This window comes from Pseudomonas kielensis (assembly GCF_014236655.1).
Lineage (GTDB): Bacteria > Pseudomonadota > Gammaproteobacteria > Pseudomonadales > Pseudomonadaceae > Aquipseudomonas > Aquipseudomonas kielensis.
Map to the genome: position 1 here is coordinate 1 of NZ_JACMYG010000036.1, position 21,316 is coordinate 21,316.

Below are 21,316 nucleotides of genomic sequence, written 5' to 3' on the forward strand. Positions count from 1 at the left end.
AGGTAAATTACCCGATGTCCGGCAGACAGGGCCGCCCGTGCCAACTGTGCCGCCCGGTGATGCCCACCCAAGGAGTCAAAGTTGCGCGAGGAAAAAATAACGATTTCTTCTTCGCGAAGTTTCGCAGCTGCTTCAAACAGTGCGCGGTCGAGATCAACCTGGCTCATGGACTCCGAAAACTCGATGGTCGGCAATGGCATCTGTTGCGCCAACGCCAGTTGCCGACGTCTTTTCAGAGCCGAAAGCAATGCGCGTGGGCCACCGTTCTGCAACAAGTAAGCCGCGCGCTGAAGTTTCCGAGTTATATTCTGCATGCTGCCTGACATGATCATTCCTGTGGTTTTCTTTGCGCTTTCGACTGTCTGTAGCTGTGTCGTCCGGGCATCCAACTCTTGTTGTAGGCTAACGGCAGTAGCCTTCAACAGGAGAAATTGCTGTTTAATTTGATGCAGTTCATGATCGAGATCATAGAATTCTTGGGTTTTCAGCGGAGAAGCAGCAAGCTCGGCATTGTGTTGCAGAAGTTCTTGATGCAGCTTTCCAAGCTCCGCCATCTGCTGCTTGCTCAGCAGAAGCTCTCGGTCTAACTCAGCATTCTGCTGCTGCAGCACCTGAAAGTGCAGCTCCTTTTCGCTGAGCTGACCGTCTCTCTCATGGATTTGCAGGTCGCGGTACTTCAACAGCTCGTGCGCGCGTGTACTAGCCTGCTGAATAATCCGTTTCTGCCAGATAAGATCCTGCAACCAGACAGACATCCAATCCAGATTCTGACTTGACCATCGGCTACGCCTCTCGCCGCCAGCACGAGCCTGCGCCAAAGCACCGACCAGCAAATCCCTGTGGCTCAATGCCGAAACTTGCAGGTCTTGCAAAACCTGCGGATCGATACGCCAGCTCGCGTCAAGGTTCGCAAGCTTGGCAATAATGAGCTCGTAGGCACTCAGAGGGCAATTCAGGTCAAGTCTCAAATTCTCTGGGACGTGCGCCATATTATGCGCCTGAGTCATCTTGTCATCGTACTCAAGGAACGCACAGGGTTTACCCAGAGCAAGTGACAAAATGCTGCCATGCAGGCGCATCGACAACACCGCGTCACATTCATTGATGGCATTTACCGCGTCTGCGACAGCAACGTAGTCAACGATCTCACTGTGTATACGCGCATCCAGGCCGGTCGATAGTTGCTCAAGGAAAGGTCTGTCAGAGCCCGCGCGACTTTCATCCAGAGCGTTCTGAAAAGCAAACCAGACACAGCCCCAGCCAGCGGGTAAATGGCTGTTAAGCGCCGCGACCAGTTTCTCTTCCCAGTCCCGCCCTGCGTGCCACTCACGAATGATCAGAGCAAGTTTTTTCTTGTCATCAGGTGCACGAGTCGCTTGTTCATGGCAGACACGTACAACCTCCCCTGCAGCAAACCAGCCAGGATCCGCCGCCACCAAAAGTTCACGAGTAACGCCAATCTTGCGCAGAAGCGCTGCGCTTGGTTCATCTCTGACTGATACAAAATCCGCAAGACTGAATACGTCTCGAACGATCTCCTGAGCATCATGGCTGGCTAGAGGTCCTACGCCATGAGCAAGGATCAGGGTCTTTACCCCAAACTGCCGAGCCAGATAGAACGGACGTGCGTACTGGGCAATATCCAAAGCCGTTGCATCATACAGCGCACTGATGTGAAACGGATGATGGTCCTGGAAGATCCCCCCGCCTCCCATCACAAACAGGTCGCAGTCGGCCAGCGCCGAGGCGATCTCGCCCAGGTTGTGGAAGTCAACCGCGGCGGTTCCGTAGACTTGGGCCGTATGCGCGGGGTTGAGACTGATGATCGTCAGCTCACCGCCAGCGTTTGCAACCCAATTTGCGACGGCTCCCAGGAGCAACTCATCGCCAACATTGCTGGCCCCGTACCATCCGCTGACTACGACCTTTGGTTTGTCAGTCATAACTTATCCCCTACGACTAGACTGATGAAAGCGAAACAGTCGGGCATGGGGCCAACCAGCCAGAACCGCTGCGCTCCTGAGGCAATACATCAATATGCCCGGCATAAGGAAGCCGGGAATGTCGGCGATACTCACCCGTTTCGGTGCTTCCAGCTCCAATCGCCAAAACATAACGATTGCCCGAAAAAGTCGCTTTGCAAACCCAGGTAAGCTGATGATGCCCTACCGCAAGCTGACCTAACGGCACCTCCATACTCTGGGTAGTCGCACTCCAGAGCACAATATCGTCGACGCTCTTTATCTGCATGCCAAAACAAGGTAACTCAACGGCAACACCCACCCTTAGGTTCACCCGAACCAAAAAGGTATCACCGTAGGAAAAAGTACTGCGCGCTAGCCCTGAAGCATCGAATATCTCCACCCCGACAATGGCTATTTTTTCCTCTGTTCCACCTGGCGTCTCTACAAAAGCCGTGGACTCAAGATCCTGAAGCGCCAACGCTTCATCCTGGGTTCTCTCGGCAAGCGCAATACCACCCTCTTCTTCCACCAGATCGTTGGCGTAATGCTTGACCACATCACGACACACACCATCCTCGACCAAAACTCCGCGCTTGAGGTAAATCGCCCGATCACAGTATTCAATCAGGGTATTGGTCGAGTGAGTGACCAACAGAATGGTTGTACCTTTCTTCTGCAGTTCGCGAATGCGCGTCAAACACTTCGTCTGAAATGCGGTATCCCCCACCGCTAACGCTTCGTCAACCACCAGAATATCCGGAGACGTATGGATAGCCGTCGCAAATGCCAGGCGCACGAACATACCTGAAGAGTATGTCTTTACAGGCTGCTCAATGAATTCGCCAATATCGGCAAACGCCGCAATATCAGCGAACCGTTTACGCATTTCCTCTTGGGAAATACCGGCGATACTTCCAGAAAGGAAAACATTGTCGCGCCCGGAAAACTCCGGATTGAAGCCCGCCCCCAGTTCAAGCAGAGCCGCGATTCGTCCGTGTATGTCTACTCGTCCACCGGTAGGCGTCAACGTGCCGCAGATCATTTGCAGCAGGGTGGATTTACCACAGCCATTACGGCCAATAATTCCAACTGTCTCACCTCGGCGCAGTTGAAAGGAAACGTCATGCAACGCCCAGAATTCATGCATGAAACTACTGGGCCGAAGCCCGACAGCACGTTGCAGCCTAGGAACAACAAACTGCATGAAACGGTGCGCCGGCTTATCATAAATATGAAAGCACTTGGACAACCCGGCCACGTCGATGAGGATATCGTTAGAGGACATCACTAAATCCTTTCCGTGTCTTGTTAAAGAACCACAAGCCCGCGCCGCAGGTTAAAATGCCAACCAAGCTGAGGATAAGCAGCGTCTGTAGATCAGGCTGACCACCGTAAATCAGGACTTGCCTAGACTGTTCAATTACCAGAGTCAACGGATTAGCCATCATATAAGGACGAAACCGTTCAGGTATCGACTCGATTGAGTAGAACACCGGCGATAGGAACATCATTACCGCGGTAATCATCCCGACGAGTTGCGCGATGTCTCTGAAAAACACCCCCAACGCCGATACGAACCAGGACAACCCCACCAAGAACAAAACAAACGGAATCAAAATCAGCGGTAGATATATCAACGTCCACTGCAAACCGCCCGTCAGAAACAACTGCAACCCCATCAGTACAACCAGGCCGGTAAACAAGTGGAAGAGTGCAGCCCCTATTATTGTCCAAGGCAATATTTCCAGAGGAAAAATGACTTTTTTAACATAGTTGCTGTTTGCCACAATCAACGTCGCAGACTTACCCAGACACTCGGCGAACAGGCCATGCATCAACATCCCGACAAAAAGCAGAATGGTGTAATCCTGGCTCTCAGTGGCCACTCCTCCCCATCGCGCCTTGAAGACCGTACCGAACACAAAACTGTATACCATCAACATCGCGAGCGGATTGATGAACGACCAGATTATCCCTAGGAATGAACCGCTGTAACGAAGGCTGATTTCGCGCCGGACAAGCTGCCAGATAAGCTCGCGGCTCTTGATGAAGCTCCGAGCACCGAATGCAAGAGTTCTAATCATGAGGAGGTTTCATCTCAATTCGGGTGCTGGCTCAAACCGACGCCAGCAGCTTATGATAAATCCGATCTTTTTCATTAATGCAGTTCTGCAAGTTGTACTTCTCATTAAGAAGTTGCTTACAAGCACTTGACAACTGAGCACGTCGCACCGGGTCGGCGGCCAGTTGAAGAATAGCATCAGCGAACGCCTGAGCTTCGTCACGAACCACTATATCGAGGCCGTCAGTGGCCCCCAGCCCTTCGCACCCTTTACTGGTACTTAGAACAGGAATGCCATTACTCATTGCTTCAAGAATTTTCACCCGCACTCCACCACCCGACAACAGGGGAACAAACAGCAGGTGCGAGCTAGCAAGCATATCGTCCAGGGAGTCGACAAAACCGTGCACAAATATATTTTGACCGTCGTCGATCGCCTTCAATTCGTCCGGAGGGCCAGCGCCGAGAAAGTGCAATCGAATATTCAAAGCTGCTAGCTTATCGACGATTAACGGCAGAATACTTCTGACAAACCAAAGTACCCCTTCAGCATTCGGGTGCCACCAGAAGCCGCCCATCCAGAGCAGGTTTACGCAGTCATCGGGTTTATCTGAATAGTTGACGCCTTTCACGGGCAGGCAAAGGGGAATATAGCTTTTATCCACCCCTGCGCCGACCCGCTCCATGTCGCTCATGGAAATAAACGTCATCGCATCAAACTTCCATTTGTTCTCCGACTCAACTTGATGGGCGTTACGTCGACTGGCCCTGGCTACACATTCAACTGCAGCTTTTTTCCAGCCGGTCAAATGCTGCGGAATCCAGAAAGGAAAAATATCGGACTCAATATTGTGACTGACCAATAACGCAGGAACTTGCGGGATGAACTTCTTGAAAAAAGCCAGGTGACTTGAATGAATCTCCATCGCCTGGATATTGTATTTCTTGACAATTTCGCGGGCATTTTTTACAGCACTGTGGCTGTAATAACTGGCGTCCATAAAAGGCAAACCGTGATACAGGTGCATCAGGCTGTGAGCAATCCGGCCAACAGTTCCCTTCTGAGAAGGCATCTGCGCCCGCGGCTCTACATGCACACTACGAAAGTAACGATCATAGAGGCTCTGATGCCGCTTGATGTGCGCAATCTCATCCGGGCCACCGATGGTATATAAATGCAGATCATACTTTTCGGCGAGCGGTAGAAGCGTATTGCAGATATAGATAGGCGCGCCAGAATTAGCGGGCAGAGGTGGAGAAAGCGTGAAAACAAGAAGGCTTTTCTTAACTAGATTTAGCATGGGACTCATCGAAGATATCTGTGTCGAAGAAAGGAGAGAAATTAGTCACATAGGTCAGATCGCGGTTGCGCTGACCAATCACTCGGGCCGGCACTCCCCCCACCACCGCATAGTCAGGTACCGAACGGGTTACCACAGCCCCGGCAGCGACGACTGCTCCTTCGCCTACAACGACTCCAGGTAAAATCATAGCCCTTGCACCGATCCAGGCATGGTCTTGAATAACAACCGGCGCGCCAATCGCGGAAAAGTTCGGGTCATTATGATCATGGTGCAGGCTCAAGAGGCACGCCTGGAACGACACATTCACATTGTTACCAATGTACACGCCAGCTCTGCCATCCAGATATATATCGCGATTGATGACGCAATTGTCACCAATTGCGACCTGGCAGCGGCTATGGTAGCCCGTAAGGAAAATCCTCATACTTAGATGGGTGTCATTCCCAATCGACACCCCCATAATCCGCCGATAATAGGCTTTTCGCACTGACTCGATCGGCATCTTCGCAATTATATTATTTGCAATATAATATTTTGCCGCTGCCAGCATAAAGTAGATGCTGGATTTCAGTAGCGCCTGCTTGAGCCTGATCTTCAACTTACCTGCCATATTCTGTCCCGAAGTGAGGCGCAGTCAGCGCCTTGTGTATTCAACCTCTTCCATCAGAGCCGTTGGAGGCAACGATTCACCCAACCCTGGGATGACAGCTACCCGTCTGAAATGGGCGCGCAGTGTAATCCAATATCCGCACAGGTGGTATTGGCTTCCCGCTCCGCCAACGGCATCGGCTTCACAAGCGGTTGACTAGAACGGCCGCAATCAAAACCACGTTCTCGGCGGTAGATTGCCGATAGATCCCTGCACGTTTAAAGCAAATCAGCCTCATCGGAAGCGCGGCGACTCGAGCTTTTCGGAACATGTCAAGCCGTTTCAAGTGTTCAACCGTCAATTCCTGTCGAAAACACTCCAAAGCAGCTAAATTAGCCGTAGTCCAAGCGCGAAACGTTCCATCAAACATCTTTTTAAGTCGCGATAAGCGTTCACTTAAACGCCGATTAGAACCCATCAAATTATTGGCATGCTGCCTGTAATCAACTTGCGGAGTCGGATCATAGTGAACTCTGCCACCACTACCGCTGACCAGCAAATAAGCCCACCAGTCATGCGAAACGATCGACAATGTCACGGGCGTTCGACTCACCAGCTGTCTGGCTGGCGAGTTGAGCACCATGGTGTTACCTCCTGCAATGCTCTGAACCAAAGCGCTCTCAAAGCAGGGCCGGCCAGGAAACAGCGGCGAATACCCCATCTCGACGCCGTTCTCATCAACTAGGCGAGTGCGCGAACAGTAGAGTGCCGGTACCAGTTCTCCCTCATCCAAACAACGCACTGCAGTGGAAATTTTTTCCTTGGCCCAGATATCATCCTGGTCACAGAAGGCAAAATAACTTGCCTGTATCTCTTCACGCCGAACCAGCGACATGAAATTTGCCGCAAACCCCCGACCAGGACCACGATAGATACTCAAGCGATCAGTACCCAATCGCTCACGGTAGGACTCAAGAATCTCTAAAGTCCTATCTGTGGATCCATCGTCCGAAGCATGAATTTCCCAGTTTTGATACTCCTGAGAGACCAGCGACTCCAATTGAGCCGCCAGGTACTTTTCGCCGTTATACGTTGACAACAAAATAGCAACACGACCAACAGCCCGGCTATCGTAACCACTATCAGCAATAGATAAAAAATCAGGCATTGGATAGACAACCAAAAGCTATATTAAGATTGCAGAGTTTGACTAGACATGACTCACACCCAACTCGCAATTAACGCTATCAAACTGAATATTGAACTCAAGACTTAGCAGTGACCAAAGTATCTACCCGCCCATAATTATCTTCAAAGCGAACAATATCATCCTCACCTAGATAATCTCCGCTCTGTACCTCAATCATTACCAGGTCGATTACCCCCGGATTCTGCAAACGATGCTTATGGCCGGCACGAATAAATGTTGATTCGTTGGTATTAAGCATCAACTCTTGCTGATCATTCACAACCACAGCCATGCCACTCACCACAATCCAATGCTCACTTCGGTGGTGGTGCATTTGCAGGGAAAGGGAAGCCTTCGGCTTGACCACAATACGCTTGATTTTGAAGCGCTCACCGCTCTCCAGCGTTGTATAAGTACCCCACGGACGATGTACCGTTCGGTGCAGCAAGTGCGCCGTATGGCCACTGGCCTTGAGCTGGCCAACAATGTGCTTCACATCCTGCGCATGGTCTTTATGCGCGATCATCAAGGCATCTGGAGTGTCAATGACCAGCAGGTCCTCAACCCCAACCAAGGCAGTGAGTCGACCCTCACTGTTTACATAGTTGTTGCGCGAACCATGAGATAACACTTCACCTTCGAAACGGTTGCCATCGGCATCGGGGCTGGTCAGCTCAGCCACTGCGTTCCACGAGCCGATATCACTCCAACCGATATCACAGGGAATAGTCGCAACCTTGTTAGAGCGCTCCATCAACGCGTAATCAATGGAGATATCAGGAACCTGGGCAAATGCATTAGCGTCGAGGGTCAGGCAACGATACTTTTCAGACGAAGTGACTCGCGATTTTTCAATAGTCTTGATAACCGCTTCAACTACGTCCGGAGCATGCTTGCGCAGCTCCTCGAGGACAGTGCCGACCCGGAAGCAGAACATCCCGGAGTTCCAATAGTAATTGCCAGCACTTACATAACCTTGAGCGGTTTCAAGATCTGGTTTTTCGACAAAACGCGCCACTTTCAAGCCGCCATTCAGCGGAGCATTCTTTTGCGCCTCGATGTAACCAAACCCTGTTTCAGGGTAGGTAGGTTGAATGCCAAAAGTCACCAACCAGCCTTCGGAAGCTAGCGCTACGGCACCGGATACCGCCGCGGCAAAGGCCTTTTCATCCTTGATCAGATGGTCGGCAGCCAGCACCAACATATGGACATCAGGACCATGGGTGGCTTCCAACTGCAGAGCAGCCGCGGCCACAGCTGCAGCCGTGTTACGCCCGAAAGGCTCGAGAATGAAACCTTGTGAGTGCTTGGCGGCATCAACAGCGCCATACTCGTCTTCAGTCTTGAAGAGCAGCTCACGGTTAGTCACTGTCAGAACTTCTACAACGCCCTCCAACCGCGAAGCGCGCAGGAAGGTTTTCTGGATCAGATTCTGGCCACCCGGCAGATCCATGAACGGCTTGGGGTGCGCCTCTCGAGAAACAGGCCACAACCGGCTGCCCACACCGCCAGACAAAATTACGGGAATCAGTTCCATACTCAACCTCCTTAATCCTCGCTCACTGAAAGGTTAACCACAGAAAACGGCGCTCGCTTACATTCCGATCACCTTGCACCTCTTTGAGATGCAAATCGCTGTTAACGCCTACGAAACCATCAAGCCACTCGCTTGCGCTAGGGCCGCCCTGCTATTGATGTTCGACCTGAGCTATCGATGCTCGCTCGATCTGAAATGCATATCCGCCCATTCTACAGCTAACCAAGACTTTACGAACCACTCACAATCCGCAAAACCTCGGTCATTCAAGTCATGTATCCAACAGTTTCTGCAGATACTGACCATACCCGGTTTTTTTCAATCGCTCGGCCTGGGCCCCGAGTTCAGCTGGCGTAATCCAGCCAAAATTGTAAGCAATCTCCTCCAGGCAAGCGACCTTCAATCCCTGGCGCTGCTCAATGGTATGAACAAAGTGACTGGCCTCCAGCAGCGACTCGTGGGTGCCGGTGTCCAGCCACGCAAATCCGCGACCGAGCATCTCGACATTGAGGGTCTGCTGTTCAAGGTAGGCGCGGTTGACGTCGGTAATTTCCAACTCGCCACGTTCGGATGGCTTGATGCTCTTCGCGATCTCCACCACCTGGTTATCGTAGAAATACAAACCCGTTACTGCGTAGCTGGATCTTGGCTCAAGCGGTTTCTCCTCGATGCTCAACGCGCGGCCTGTTGCATCGAACTCGACCACGCCAAAGCGCTGAGGATCGCTGACGTGATAACCGAAAACCGTCGCCCCCTGGGCCTGGGTACTGGCAGAGCGAAGCTTCTCCGAGAAGTGCTGACCATAGAAGATGTTGTCGCCCAGGATCAGGCAGCATGGGTCCTTGCCGATGAACTCTTCGCCAATGATAAAGGCTTGCGCCAGGCCATCGGGGCTTGCCTGCTCGGCATAGCTGAGCTGGATACCATACTGACTGCCATTACCCAGTAACTTGCGAAAACACGGCAGGTCCTCGGGGGTGGAGATGACCAGGATCTCCCGTATACCTGCAAGCATCAGCACCGATAGGGGGTAGAAGATCATCGGCTTGTCATAAATCGGCAGCATCTGCTTGGACACGCCAAGCGTCAGCGGGTGAAGCCGAGTACCTGAGCCACCAGCGAGGATGATGCCTTTACGATTTGTCGTGGTCATTTATTCAGGACTTCCCTTAGCATTCGGGTTACACCAGTTTGCCAATCCGGCAAGCACAGAGAAAAACTGTCGCGCAGCTTCCGCGTATTCAATCGCGAATTCAGTGGGCGACGTGCAGGTGTTGGATAGGCAGTGGTATCGATCGGATTGATTGACGCCACTAACAGCTGTTCCCCCTGGCTGCGGGCGAAATCAATCACATAACTAGCATAGCCGTGCCAGGAGACTTCACCACCAGCAGCCAAGTGATAAAGACCCGCGAGCTCAGGGTTGTGCATAGCTTTCTGAACAGCCAGCGCGGTGATATCTGCGATAAGCTCTGCCCCCGTAGGGGCCCCAACCTGGTCAGCGATTACACTCAAGGTCTCGCGCTCCCTGGCCAGTCGCAACATGGTCCTGGCGAAGTTATTGCCGCGAGCCCCGTAGACCCAACTGGTCCGAAAGATCAGGTACTTGCACCCAGCCCCAATAATCGCCTGCTCACCGAGCAGCTTACTGGCGCCATAGTGATTCACGGGGTCAACAGCATCTAGCTCCCTCCATGGAATCAGGCCCTGCCCGCTAAAGACATAATCGGTCGAGTAATGAACGAGCCAGGCGCCGAGAGCCTTGGCCTCAACCGCCATGACCTGACTCGCCTGACCATTCACACGATCAGCCAGTTCGGTCTCGGATTCGGCCTTATCAACAGCTGTATAAGCAGCAGCGTTGACAATGACGTTGGGCTTGACCCGGCGGATTGTCGCGCGCAAGGCCTCGAGGTCGGACAGGTCGCCGCTCAAGCCATCGGAGGCATGACGATCCAGCGCAATCAACTCGCCAAGGGGTGCAAGAGAGCGCTGCAGTTCCCAGCCTACCTGGCCGTTTTTTCCCAGCAGGAGGATTTTCATTCCTTGCTCGACCGATCCGCGTAGTTCTGGTCGATCCACTGCTGGTAGCTGCCGCTCTTAACGTGATCCACCCACTCAGAGTGGGTTAGATACCATTCGACGGTCTTGCGGATGCCGGTTTCGAAAGACTCTTGCGGAGTCCAACCCAGCTCACGCTGGATCTTGCTGGCATCGATTGCATAGCGTTGATCGTGGCCCGGGCGATCCTGAACGTAAGTGATCAGACTGGCGTGCGGACAATGAGGAGATCCCGGGCGCATCTCATCGAGCAGTGCGCACAGGGTACGCACGACCTCGATGTTCTGCTTTTCGTTATGGCCGCCGATGTTGTATGTCTCGCCAACGACACCTTCGGTCACGACTTTATACAGTGCCCGCGCATGATCCTCGACATAGAGCCAGTCACGCACCTGATTGCCTTTGCCATACACCGGCAATGCCTTCCCTTCCAGCGCATTGAGAATGATCAGCGGAATCAGTTTCTCGGGAAAGTGGCACGGCCCGTAGTTGTTCGAACAGTTAGTGACCAGGGTTGGCAGACCGTAGGTACGCGCCCAGGCACGAACCAGGTGATCAGAGCTGGCCTTGCTGGCCGAGTAAGGCGAGCTTGGCTGATAGGGCGTGGTTTCGGTGAAGAGGTCTTGCGGACCTTCAAGGTCGCCGTAAACTTCGTCAGTCGAAATATGGTGAAATCGGAAACGGGCCTTGCGCGCATCGTCTTGCGCTGACCAGTAATGACGCGCGGCTTCGAGCAGCGTGTAGGTGCCAATAATATTGGTCTGGATAAACTCGGACGGGCCGCTGATCGAGCGATCGACGTGAGACTCCGCAGCCAGGTGCATGATGGCATCTGGTTGCTGTTCACGCAGGACACGGTCGATCTGCTCGCGATCACAAATATCGACTCGCTCGAACATGTAACGGGCGTTTTGGCTGACTTCAGCCAGAGACTCAAGATTGCCCGCATACGTTAGCTTGTCGACATTAACGACCGCGTCATTCGTATTGGAAATGATATGGCGAATGACCGCCGAACCGATAAATCCTGCACCGCCGGTTACTAGAATTTTCACGCGAAAGCATACCCTTGAGTTGCAGACAGCATCGCCAACCGGACCGCCGTCTAATCCATGAATGCACCAGTCGTTTTATGCCGGGCTCAGTCCGAACGACGTGAAACCCAATCATTTGTGGACTATTGCTGCAATTTATCGATCAATCACGGCTTACTAATGGATATGGACAACCTGCAGCCAAAGCCAGAGGTATGCCAAAGGTGCTCCGCTAGGACAGCACTCGCTTTCGCGCCCCCTTGGAAACTCGGCCCAGGAACCACCCCAATAAAGGCCCTATCACCATCCCCACCAGAAGCGTAAGCACCACAACCAGCGACAGTGGAATTTGCGGCCCCGCCCAGCCCAGAAACAGCAAAGACACCGACTGCTGATTCTCTAGCACAAACAGCAGTATCGCCAGCGCCAGCAGCAGGACAAAAACGCCAAGCAGTACACGCTTCACGCTACGCATAAGAGATTCCTTGAGTTGCGCAGACTGTCAAAGCCCCTCCTCCTCATCTTCATTCACCCGATCCCGAAGCTCTTTGCCCGGTTTGAAATGGGGAACAAATTTTCCATCCAGGCTAACCGATTGCCCGGTCTTCGGGTTGCGGCCTACACGAGGCGCGCGGTAGTGCAGGGAGAAGCTGCCAAAGCCACGGATCTCGATGCGATCACCAGTTGCCAGGCATTGGGACATTTGTTCAAGCATAGTCTTGATGGCCAACTCTACATCCTTGGATGAAAGCAGCCCTTGATGGGTGACAATTCGTTCGATCAACTCCGACTTCGTCATATTTTTCCCTTCTTTTTCAAGCAGCTAGATCAGCGCTTCAAAGGTTTTAGCATGCCAGAAGGAATTTGAACAGCCCATGCATTGACTTATCTGCACGACCACGACCTCACCGCTCAAGCGAGTTTTTCAGGCATCAAACCGAGACTCACCATACAAATTCACCACTCGATCACCTACAAATGACCAGCATGGTGCGCGTAAGGTATCCCGCCGGATTCCAACCAAATGGATAGTCCTGATCCTCCTCCTTGACATCACTGGACCTGGCAACGACCTTGTACCCCTGCGCTTTGCACTCCTTGTCCGCTCGCTTGTAGCACCTATCCCAATCCGACCCGAGCCCCGAACAATCGATCTCGATACCGCTCACACCCCGCACCGCATGGGTCTTCACATTAGTGGTACAGCCCGCCAGAGCCAGCACAACAAGCACGACGAAGAACCTGTTCATTCGCTTCCTTAGGTTGGACGATCTGCCCGACCGCTGTTTGCTTCAGGCTAAGCCTAGCCCAAATAGTGAAATGCTCCGCACAAAGAACCAGACAGCACTGACCGGGGTTCGTTTCATGGATAACCGCCACACCACTCAAGCGCCGCAAACTCAAATTCCAGGCACAAAAAAGGGCGACCGAAGTCGCCCTTTTTATGGTCTGACAGAACTTAGTTCTGTTTTTCCATCTGTGCACGCAACAGGTCGCCCAGAGTGGTAGGACCAGCAGCAATGTCAGAGGTAGCTGGCTTGTCGCGCAGGCTCTGGATTGCTTCTTTCTCTTCAGCATCGTCTTTCGACTTGATGGAGAGCTGGATTACGCGGCTCTTGCGGTCAACGCTGATGATCTTGGCTTCTACTTCTTCGCCTTCTTTCAGAACGTTACGCGCGTCTTCAACGCGGTCACGGCTGATTTCGGAGGCTTTCAGAGTCGCTTCGATGTCGTCAGCCAAAGTGATGATGGCGCCTTTAGCGTCAACTTCTTTCACGATGCCTTTAACGATTGCGCCTTTGTCGTTCTCTTGAACGTACTCGGAGAACGGATCGCTTTCCAGTTGCTTGATACCCAGGGAGATACGCTCGCGCTCTGGGTCAACCGACAGGATAACGGTGTCCAGCTCGTCGCCCTTCTTGAAGCGGCGAACGGCTTCTTCGCCCACTTCGTTCCAGGAGATGTCGGACAGGTGGACCAGGCCGTCGATGCCGCCGTCCAGACCAATGAAGATACCGAAATCGGTGATCGACTTGATGGTGCCGGAGATTTTATCGCCCTTGTTGAACTGGCCAGAGAAATCTTCCCATGGGTTAGATTTGCACTGCTTGATGCCCAGGGAGATACGACGACGCTCTTCGTCGATGTCCAGAACCATAACTTCCACTTCGTCGCCGACTTGTACGACTTTCGAAGGGTGGATGTTCTTGTTGGTCCAGTCCATTTCGGAAACGTGTACCAGACCTTCAACGCCTTCTTCCAGCTCAGCGAAGCAGCCGTAGTCGGTCAGGTTGGTTACACGTGCGGTAACGCGAGTGCTTTCTGGGTAACGGGCTTTGATAGCAACCCATGGATCTTCGCCCAGTTGCTTCAGGCCCAGGGAAACACGATTGCGCTCGCGATCGTACTTCAGAACCTTGACATCGATCTCGTCGCCAACGTTGACGATTTCCGAAGGATGCTTGATACGCTTCCAAGCCATGTCGGTAATGTGCAGCAGGCCATCGACGCCACCCAGATCGACGAATGCGCCGTAATCGGTGAGGTTTTTGACGATACCTTTGACTTGTTGGCCTTCCTGCAGGGATTCCAGCAGAGCTTCACGCTCAGCGGAGTTCTCGGCTTCGAGGACGCTACGACGGGAAACGACAACGTTGTTGCGTTTCTGGTCAAGCTTGATGACCTTGAATTCCAGCTCTTTGCCTTCCAGGTGCGTGGTGTCGCGCACAGGACGGACGTCAACCAGAGAACCTGGCAGGAACGCACGGATGCCGTTAACGTCGACAGTGAAGCCGCCTTTAACCTTACCGTTGATAACGCCCTTGACCACTTCTTCGGCTGCGAAGGCTGCTTCCAGAACAATCCAGCATTCAGCGCGCTTGGCTTTTTCACGGGACAGCTTGGTTTCGCCAAAGCCGTCTTCAACCGAGTCCAGAGCAACGTGAACTTCGTCACCGACGTTGATGTTCAGTTCGCCAGCGTCGTTGTAGAACTGCTCAAGCGGGATGAGTGCTTCAGACTTCAGGCCAGCGTGAACGGTTACCCAGCGAGCTTGGTAATCGATATCAACGATAACACCGGTGATGATGGAGCCTGCCTGAAGGTTCAGGGTTTTTAGGCTTTCTTCAAAGAGTTCCGCAAAGCTTTCGCTCATTTTAATTCCTGTTGATAAGGGCGAAGAATACGCCCATCTCCACACCCCAGACGGTGTGGGTTAGTTTCAATTAAAAGAAGCACCACAGGACTATGACTGGTCCCCTGCGGCCTTCTTGGTCACCCGGCGATATCGCGTAGGGCGATTTCGCTCATGATGCGTTCCAGCACCTGATCGATGGACAACTCCGTGGAATCCAGCTGAATCGCGTCGACCGCCGGCTTGAGCGGGGCTACCGCTCGCTGGGTGTCGCGCTCATCGCGCACACGGATCTCATCTAGCAGACTCGACAGACTAACATCCTCGCCCTTGCCCTTCAACTGCAAATATCGGCGGCGCGCCCGTTCCTCGGCGCTGGCGGTCAGAAAAATCTTCAAGGGTGCATCGGGAAAGACCACCGTGCCCATGTCACGACCGTCAGCCACCAGCCCCGGGGCTTCCTGGAAAGCCCGCTGGCGCTGCAGCAGCGCCTCACGCACAGCCGGCAGCGCGGCTACCTGGGAGGCGCCGGCGCCGGCAACTTCGGTGCGGATCGCGTCGCTGACCTCATCCCCTTCGAGGATGATGCGCTGCAGCTGACCGTCGGTCGCCGCGATGAACTGCACATCCAGATGAGCGGCAAGTTTCTTCAGCAATTCCTCGTTGGTCAGGTCGACCCCGTGGTTGCGCGCAGCGAACGCCAGCAGACGGTACAGCGCCCCGGAATCCAGCAGATTCCAGTTCAGGCGCCTGGCGAGCATGCCGGCAATAGTGCCTTTACCCGAACCGCTTGGCCCGTCGATGGTGATAACTGGAGCAATGTTGTTCACGACTGAGCCTCTTGGGCAACGCGGATACCGACCTGCGCGCACAACGCGAGGAAATTCGGGAAGGAGGTAGCGACGTTGGCGCAATCATGGATGCGGATCGGCGCATTGGCGCGCAGCGACGCAACACTGAAGGCCATCGCAATCCGGTGATCGCCATGACCGTGGACTTCGCCACCACCGATCTGGCCGCCATCAATGATAATGCCATCCGGCGTCGGCTCGCACTTGACGCCCAGCGCCAACAGACCGTCAGCCATGACCTGGATGCGGTCCGACTCCTTGACCCGCAGCTCTTCGGCACCCCGCAGGATCGTCCGGCCTTGCGCACAAGCTGCCGCCACGAACAGCACCGGGAATTCGTCGATGGCCAGCGGCACCAACTCCTCGGGAATCTCGATGCCCTTGAGTTGAGCTGCACGCACACGCAGGTCAGCCACCGGCTCGCCGCCAACTTCGCGCTGATTCTCCAGGGTAATGTCGGCACCCATGAGACGCAGGATATCGATCACCCCGGTACGGGTTGGGTTGATACCAACATGCTCCAGCACCAGCTCGGAGCCTTCGGCAATCGAAGCGGCGACCAGGAAGAACGCCGACGAAGAGATATCGCCCGGCACTTCGATGTGGGTGGCAGTCAGCTTGTGGCCGGACTCGACGGAGGCCGTTGCGCCCTCGACAGTCACCGGATAGCCGAAGCCGCGCAGCATGCGCTCGGTATGGTCACGGGTGGGTGCAGGCTCGGTGACCGTGGTCTGGCCTTCGGCGTACAGACCGGCCAACAGCAGGCAGGACTTAACCTGGGCGCTGGCCATCGGCATGGTATAGGTCAGGCCCTTGAGGGCATGGCCACCACGAATGATCATCGGCGGACGACCTTCAGCGGCGGTCTCGATCACCGCGCCCATTTCCCGCAGCGGATTGGCCACGCGATTCATCGGACGCTTGGACAACGAGGCGTCGCCCGTCAGGGTGCTATCGAAGTTCTGCGCAGCCAGAAGGCCAGACAGCAGACGCATCGAAGTGCCGGAGTTGCCCAGATAGATCGGGCCAGGAGCCGGCTTCAAGCCATGCAGGCCCACACCATGAATGGTCACACGACCATGGTGCGGCCCTTCGATGACCACCCCCATGTCGCGGAAGGCCTGCAAGGTCGCCAGGGCATCTTCGCCCTCGAGGAAGCCTTCGACTTCGGTCACACCCTCAGCCAGGGAGCCGAGCATGATCGAACGGTGGGAAATCGATTTATCGCCCGGTACACGAATCCGCCCAGTCAGGCGGCCACCAGGTTGTGCCAGGAAAATCAGGTCGTTGGAGTTCATAGCGTCCACATAGGCCCGGCGGGCCAGGATTTTACTGAAATGCTCGCGGGCAACCCGGGCGCGAGTGAACACGCCCAACAATTGGTGCCCGTCCCCTGCATCGACCGCGTCGCGCAAGGCGTCGAGGTCGCTGCGAAATGTATCGAGTGTGCGCAACACCGCTTCCCGGTTAGCGAGAAAGATGTCGTGCCACATCACCGGGTCGCTACCGGCGATTCTTGTGAAATCGCGGAAACCGCCCGCAGCGTAACGGAAGATCTCAAGATTTTCATTGCGCTTGGCCAACGAATCGACCAAACCGAACGCCAGCAGGTGCGGCAGATGACTGGTGGCGGCCAGCACTTCATCGTGGCGATCGACCTGCATGTGCTCGACATCGGCGCCCAATTCGCGCCAGAGCGCATCAACTATCGCCAGCGCAGCCGGATCAGTTTGCTCAAGCGGCGTGAGGATCACCTTGTGCCGGCGGAACAACTGGGCATTGGAGGCCTCTACCCCGCTCTGCTCGGAACCGGCAATCGGGTGCCCCGGCACGAAGCGTGGCGGCATGCCGCCGAACGCCTGGGTTGCCGCCCGCACCACATTGCCCTTGGCACTGCCAACGTCCGTCAGGATCGCTGCGCCCAGGTCCATGCCCGCGAGCAGCGCCAGGAGCTTCTCCATGGCCAGGATCGGCACCGCCAACTGAATGACATCCGCCCCCACACAGGCGGCCGCCAGGTCATCCTCACAACGGTCGACCACGCCCAGCTCTACGGCAAGCTGGCGTGATTGCGGATCGAGATCGACACCCACCACTTCGCGGCAAATGCCACTTTCGCGCAAGCCCTTGGCAAACGAACCGCCGATCAGCCCCAGGCCGACCACCACCAGGCGACCGATCACCGGCGCAGCAGGCTGCACGGCACTGACATCAACCACGGGTCAGGACCTTGCTCAGCGCCTCTAGGAAACGGCTGTTTTCTGCCGGCAGGCCGACGGTGATGCGCAGGTGGTTCGGCATGCCGTAGTTGGCCACCGGACGCACAATCACACCTTCACGCAGCAAGCCCTGGAAGATCGGCGCAGCACTGCGCCCCAGATCAACACAGATAAAGTTGCCCCGGGACGGGATCCAGCCCAGCCCCAACTCACGGAACCCGGCTTCCAACTGCTGCATGCCCGCTTCATTCAGGCGTCGGCTTTCAGCCAGGTACTCATCGTCTTGCAACGCGGCACAGGCGGCAGCCAGTGCCAGGCTGTTGACGTTGAAGGGCTGGCGTACGCGATTGAGCACGTCAGCCACTACCGCCGTCGACAAGCCATAACCCACGCGCAACGCCGCCAGGCCATAGGCCTTGGAGAAGGTGCGCGATACCAGCAGGTTCGGATACGCGGCAAGAAAATCCAGGCCGTCGGGCAGGTCACTGCCTTCGGCGTACTCGATGTACGCCTCGTCCAGCACCACCAGCACCGACGCAGGCACATCCTGCAGGAACTCATCCAGCGCCTCGGCACTGAACCAGGTTCCGGTCGGATTGTTCGGGTTGGCAATGAACACCACACGGGTGTTGGCATCGATCGCCGCCAGCATGGCCGGCAGGTCGTGCCCCCAATCCCGGGCCGGGATCACCCGCGCGTCAGCACCAATGGCCTGGGTGACAATCGGATAGACCGCAAAGGCGTGCTCACTGAACACCGCGTTCAAGCCGGGCGCCAGATAGGCACGCGCTACCAGCTCGAGAATGTCGTTGGAACCGTTGCCCAATGTCACCTGGTTCAGCTCGACGCGGCACTGCTCTGCCAGCAGCGTCTTGAGCGCAAAGCCATTGCCATCCGGATACCGGGTCAGCTCGGCCAGCGCTTCACGAATCGCCGCCAAGGCCTTGGGGCTGGCACCTAGCGGGTTTTCGTTGCTGGCCAGTTTGACGATGCGAGCCGGATCGATGTCCAGCTCGCGCGCCAGTTCGTCCACGGGCTTGCCCGGAACGTAAGGCGAAAGTTGTTGCACGCCCGGCTGTGCCAGAGCGAGGAAGTCGCCACTCATTGTTAACGCCCTTAGAGAACTGCTTTGGGGTAGGAACCCAACACTTTAAGTGCCACTGCTTCCTGACTGATTTTCTCCAGCACACCCTTGACCAGCGGATCGCGGTGGTGGCCGACGAAATCGATGAAGAACACGTAGGTCCACTTGCCACTGCGCGACGGACGCGTCTCGATGCGCGTCAGGTCAATGCCGTTGTCGTGGAAAGGCACCAGCAACTCGTGCAGCGCACCCGGCTTGTTGCTCATCGAGACAATGATCGAGGTCTTGTCGTCGCCGGTCGGCGGCACTTCCTGGCTACCGATCATCAGGAAGCGCGTGGAGTTGTCCGGACGGTCTTCGATTTTCTCGGCCAGGCGAGTCAGGCCGTACAGGCCCGCCGCCATGTCGCCAGCGATTGCCGCCGAATTCCACTCACCCTTGACCCGCTTGGCTGCCTCGGCGTTGCTGGAGACCGCCACGCGCTCGACATTCGGGTAATGCGCGTCCAGCCACTTGCGGCACTGGGCCAGGGACTGGGCGTGGGAGTAGATACGGCTGATGCTGTCAGTCTTGGTGTTTTCACCCACCAGCAAGTGGTGGTGAATCCGCAACTCGACTTCGCCGCAGATGACCATGTCGTGCTCGAGGAAGCTGTCGAGGGTGTGGTTGACGGCGCCTTCTGTGGAGTTTTCCACAGGCACCACGCCAAAATTCACCGCGCCGGCAGCCACTTCCCGGAACACTTCGTCGATCGCCGCCATCGGCTTGCTGATCACCGCGTGACCGAAGTGCTTCATGGCGGCCGCCTGGGTGAAGGTACCTTCAGGGCCCAGGTAAGCCACTTTCAGCGGCTGCTCGAGCGCCAGGCACGAGGACATGATCTCACGGAACAACCGCGCCATCTCTTCGTTGCCCAGCGGCCCCTGATTACGCTCCATCACGCGCTTGAGCACCTGAGCTTCACGCTCAGGACGATAGAACACCGGCACTTCGCCTTCGGCCAGCGAGGCCATCTTTACTCGCGCGACTTCCTGGGCGCAGCGGGCACGCTCACTGATCAACTCCAGGACCTTTTCGTCCAGCGAATCAATGCGCAGGCGCAGTGCCTTGAGTTCTTGCTCAGACATTAGCCGTGTTCCTTCTCGAACTCTGCCATGTACGAAACCAGTGCGTTGACCGCAACGATGTCGACGGCGTTATAGATGGAGGCGCGCATACCGCCCACGGAACGGTGCCCCTTGAGGTTCAGCAGGCCCCGCTCGTCGGCACCGGCCAAAAATGGCTTGTCCAGACGATCGTCAGCCAGACGGAACGGCACGTTCATCCACGAGCGATCGGTCTTGTTGATCGGGTTGCTGTACAGGCCGCTGGCATCGATGAAGTCATACAGGGTGCGCTGCTTGACTTCGTTGAGCTTGCCGATGGCTTCCACGCCACCTTGATCCTTCAGCCACTCGAACACCAGGCCGGACAGGTACCAGGCCAGGGTCGGCGGGGTGTTGTACATCGAGCCATTGTCGGCGGCGACCTTGTAGTCGAGCATGGTCGGGCACAACGCGCGGGCACGGCCCAGCAGGTCTTCACGCACGATATTGACCACGATACCGCTCGGGCCGATGTTTTTCTGGGCGCCGGCGTAGATCATGCCAAAACGCGAAACATCGATCGGGCGCGACAGAATGTCCGAAGACATGTCGGCAACCAGCGGCACATCACCGGTTTCCGGCACCCAGCCAAACTCCAGGCCGCCGATGGTTTCATTCGGTGCGTAGTGCACGTAGGCGGCGTCTTGCGACAACTGCCACTCGTTCTGCCCGGGAATTGCAAAATAGTCGTAGGGCTTGGCGGTCGCGGCAACATTGACGTGGCCGTAACGGGAAGCTTCTTCGATGGCTTTCTGCGACCAGATACCGGTGTCGATATAGTCGGCGGTGCCGTTTTCCGGCAGCAGGTTCAGCGGAATCTGAGCAAATTGCTGGCTGGCGCCACCTTGCAGAAACAACACTTTGTAGTTCGAAGGGATATTCAGCAGATCACGCAGATCCTGCTCGGCCTTGGTGGCAATGGACACGAACTCATCACTGCGATGGCTCATTTCCATGACGGAGAGGCCCTTGCCGTGCCAATCCAGGAGTTCACCCTGGGCACGCTGCAGGACAGCTTCGGGAAGTGCCGCCGGACCGGCACAGAAGTTATAGGCTCTCTTGCTCACATCCAATCTCGCTCTGATTTGGTGGTATCACACATTTATAGGGGGCGATCGCCACTCACATGGCTGAGCAGCGATCA

19 protein-coding genes are annotated in these 21,316 nt (G+C 55.4%); all 19 read right to left on the reverse strand.

What is annotated here, in order from left to right; translation table 11 throughout:
• Positions 1-1,943, reverse strand: a 1,943-nt coding sequence (locus tag H7995_RS24505; protein ID WP_185819050.1) for a polysaccharide pyruvyl transferase family protein, incomplete at its 3' end; no start/stop codon positions are given.
• A gap of 16 nt (positions 1,944-1,959) precedes the next feature.
• Positions 1,960-3,249, reverse strand: a complete 1,290-nt coding sequence (locus H7995_RS24510; protein ID WP_182341605.1) for an ABC transporter ATP-binding protein — start codon at positions 3,247-3,249, stop codon at positions 1,960-1,962.
• Entirely contained in the window at positions 3,239-4,048 is an 810-nt protein-coding gene (locus tag H7995_RS24515) for an ABC transporter permease (RefSeq protein WP_182341607.1), read from the reverse strand. The genes H7995_RS24510 and H7995_RS24515 overlap by 11 nt, the downstream gene beginning before the upstream one ends.
• A 31-nt stretch (positions 4,049-4,079) precedes the next feature.
• Entirely contained in the window at positions 4,080-5,327 is a 1,248-nt protein-coding gene (locus H7995_RS24520) for a glycosyltransferase (protein WP_182341609.1), read from the reverse strand.
• Positions 5,311-5,940, reverse strand: a complete 630-nt coding sequence (locus H7995_RS28665; protein ID WP_182341611.1) for an acyltransferase — start codon at positions 5,938-5,940, stop codon at positions 5,311-5,313. Before H7995_RS28665 ends, H7995_RS24520 begins: the two co-directional genes overlap by 17 nt.
• 181 nt (positions 5,941-6,121) lie before the next feature.
• Positions 6,122-7,087: a glycosyltransferase family 2 protein gene (locus H7995_RS24530; protein WP_182341612.1), complete on the reverse strand. Its 966-nt coding sequence runs from the start codon at positions 7,085-7,087 to the stop codon at positions 6,122-6,124.
• 97 nt (positions 7,088-7,184) lie between these two features.
• Positions 7,185-8,645 (reverse strand): mannose-1-phosphate guanylyltransferase/mannose-6-phosphate isomerase, encoded by a 1,461-nt coding sequence (locus H7995_RS24535; protein WP_182341614.1) that lies wholly within the window; start codon positions 8,643-8,645, stop codon positions 7,185-7,187.
• A 271-nt stretch (positions 8,646-8,916) separates the two neighbouring features.
• Positions 8,917-9,798 carry a glucose-1-phosphate thymidylyltransferase RfbA gene (rfbA, locus tag H7995_RS24540; protein WP_182341618.1) on the reverse strand — a complete coding sequence of 294 codons (882 nt, stop codon included), beginning with the start codon at positions 9,796-9,798 and terminating at the stop codon, positions 8,917-8,919.
• Positions 9,795-10,688, reverse strand: a complete 894-nt coding sequence (rfbD, locus tag H7995_RS24545) for a dTDP-4-dehydrorhamnose reductase (protein WP_185819051.1) — start codon at positions 10,686-10,688, stop codon at positions 9,795-9,797. Before rfbD ends, rfbA begins: the two co-directional genes overlap by 4 nt.
• Positions 10,685-11,761, reverse strand: a complete 1,077-nt coding sequence (gene rfbB, locus H7995_RS24550) for a dTDP-glucose 4,6-dehydratase (RefSeq protein WP_182341624.1) — start codon at positions 11,759-11,761, stop codon at positions 10,685-10,687. The genes rfbD and rfbB overlap by 4 nt, the downstream gene beginning before the upstream one ends.
• Before the next feature lie 211 nt (positions 11,762-11,972).
• Complete coding sequence (locus tag H7995_RS24555) at positions 11,973-12,215, reverse strand: lipopolysaccharide assembly protein LapA domain-containing protein (protein ID WP_166591370.1); 243 nt, start codon at positions 12,213-12,215, stop codon at positions 11,973-11,975.
• 27 nt (positions 12,216-12,242) lie between these two features.
• The gene (ihfB, locus tag H7995_RS24560; RefSeq protein WP_003369729.1) at positions 12,243-12,539 is read right to left on the reverse strand and encodes an integration host factor subunit beta; all 297 of its coding nucleotides are present in this window, start codon (positions 12,537-12,539) and stop codon (positions 12,243-12,245) included.
• 169 nt (positions 12,540-12,708) lie between these two features.
• The gene (locus H7995_RS24565) at positions 12,709-12,990 is read right to left on the reverse strand and encodes a hypothetical protein (RefSeq protein WP_166591369.1); all 282 of its coding nucleotides are present in this window, start codon (positions 12,988-12,990) and stop codon (positions 12,709-12,711) included.
• 209 nt (positions 12,991-13,199) lie between these two features.
• On the reverse strand, positions 13,200-14,894 hold the full coding sequence (gene rpsA / locus H7995_RS24570) for a 30S ribosomal protein S1 (protein WP_014337228.1): 1,695 nt from the start codon (positions 14,892-14,894) through the stop codon (positions 13,200-13,202).
• A 119-nt stretch (positions 14,895-15,013) separates the two neighbouring features.
• Positions 15,014-15,703: a (d)CMP kinase gene (gene cmk, locus H7995_RS24575; protein WP_095168025.1), complete on the reverse strand. Its 690-nt coding sequence runs from the start codon at positions 15,701-15,703 to the stop codon at positions 15,014-15,016.
• A complete protein-coding gene (locus H7995_RS24580; RefSeq protein WP_232534643.1) occupies positions 15,700-17,907 on the reverse strand; it encodes a bifunctional prephenate dehydrogenase/3-phosphoshikimate 1-carboxyvinyltransferase in 2,208 nt (735 codons plus the stop codon). Before H7995_RS24580 ends, cmk begins: the two co-directional genes overlap by 4 nt.
• Positions 17,908-17,935: 28 nt before the next feature.
• Positions 17,936-19,048 carry a histidinol-phosphate transaminase gene (hisC, locus tag H7995_RS24585; protein WP_166591367.1) on the reverse strand — a complete coding sequence of 371 codons (1,113 nt, stop codon included), beginning with the start codon at positions 19,046-19,048 and terminating at the stop codon, positions 17,936-17,938.
• A gap of 11 nt (positions 19,049-19,059) precedes the next feature.
• Positions 19,060-20,154: a prephenate dehydratase gene (pheA, locus tag H7995_RS24590; RefSeq protein ID WP_017129662.1), complete on the reverse strand. Its 1,095-nt coding sequence runs from the start codon at positions 20,152-20,154 to the stop codon at positions 19,060-19,062.
• On the reverse strand, positions 20,154-21,239 hold the full coding sequence (serC, locus tag H7995_RS24595) for a 3-phosphoserine/phosphohydroxythreonine transaminase (protein ID WP_166591366.1): 1,086 nt from the start codon (positions 21,237-21,239) through the stop codon (positions 20,154-20,156). Before serC ends, pheA begins: the two co-directional genes overlap by 1 nt.
• Positions 21,240-21,316 lie beyond the last annotated feature (77 nt).

Excerpts from the sequence above, each read along its gene's own strand:
- hisC (WP_166591367.1), bottom strand. The coding sequence starts at position 19,048 with ATGAGTGGCGACTTCCTCGCTCTGGCACAGCCGGGCGTGCAACAACTT.
- H7995_RS24565 (WP_166591369.1), bottom strand. The coding sequence starts at position 12,990 with ATGAACAGGTTCTTCGTCGTGCTTGTTGTGCTGGCTCTGGCGGGCTGT.
- pheA (WP_017129662.1), bottom strand. The coding sequence starts at position 20,154 with ATGTCTGAGCAAGAACTCAAGGCACTGCGCCTGCGCATTGATTCGCTG.
- H7995_RS24520 (WP_182341609.1), bottom strand. The coding sequence starts at position 5,327 with ATGCTAAATCTAGTTAAGAAAAGCCTTCTTGTTTTCACGCTTTCTCCA.
- H7995_RS24510 (WP_182341605.1), bottom strand. The coding sequence starts at position 3,249 with ATGTCCTCTAACGATATCCTCATCGACGTGGCCGGGTTGTCCAAGTGC.
- H7995_RS24515 (WP_182341607.1), bottom strand. The coding sequence starts at position 4,048 with ATGATTAGAACTCTTGCATTCGGTGCTCGGAGCTTCATCAAGAGCCGC.
- rfbA (WP_182341618.1), bottom strand. The coding sequence starts at position 9,798 with ATGACCACGACAAATCGTAAAGGCATCATCCTCGCTGGTGGCTCAGGT.
- H7995_RS24530 (WP_182341612.1), bottom strand. The coding sequence starts at position 7,087 with ATGCCTGATTTTTTATCTATTGCTGATAGTGGTTACGATAGCCGGGCT.
- rpsA (WP_014337228.1), bottom strand. The coding sequence starts at position 14,894 with ATGAGCGAAAGCTTTGCGGAACTCTTTGAAGAAAGCCTAAAAACCCTG.
- H7995_RS24555 (WP_166591370.1), bottom strand. The coding sequence starts at position 12,215 with ATGCGTAGCGTGAAGCGTGTACTGCTTGGCGTTTTTGTCCTGCTGCTG.
- H7995_RS24535 (WP_182341614.1), bottom strand. The coding sequence starts at position 8,645 with ATGGAACTGATTCCCGTAATTTTGTCTGGCGGTGTGGGCAGCCGGTTG.
- ihfB (WP_003369729.1), bottom strand. The coding sequence starts at position 12,539 with ATGACGAAGTCGGAGTTGATCGAACGAATTGTCACCCATCAAGGGCTG.
- rfbD (WP_185819051.1), bottom strand. The coding sequence starts at position 10,688 with ATGAAAATCCTCCTGCTGGGAAAAAACGGCCAGGTAGGCTGGGAACTG.
- H7995_RS28665 (WP_182341611.1), bottom strand. The coding sequence starts at position 5,940 with ATGGCAGGTAAGTTGAAGATCAGGCTCAAGCAGGCGCTACTGAAATCC.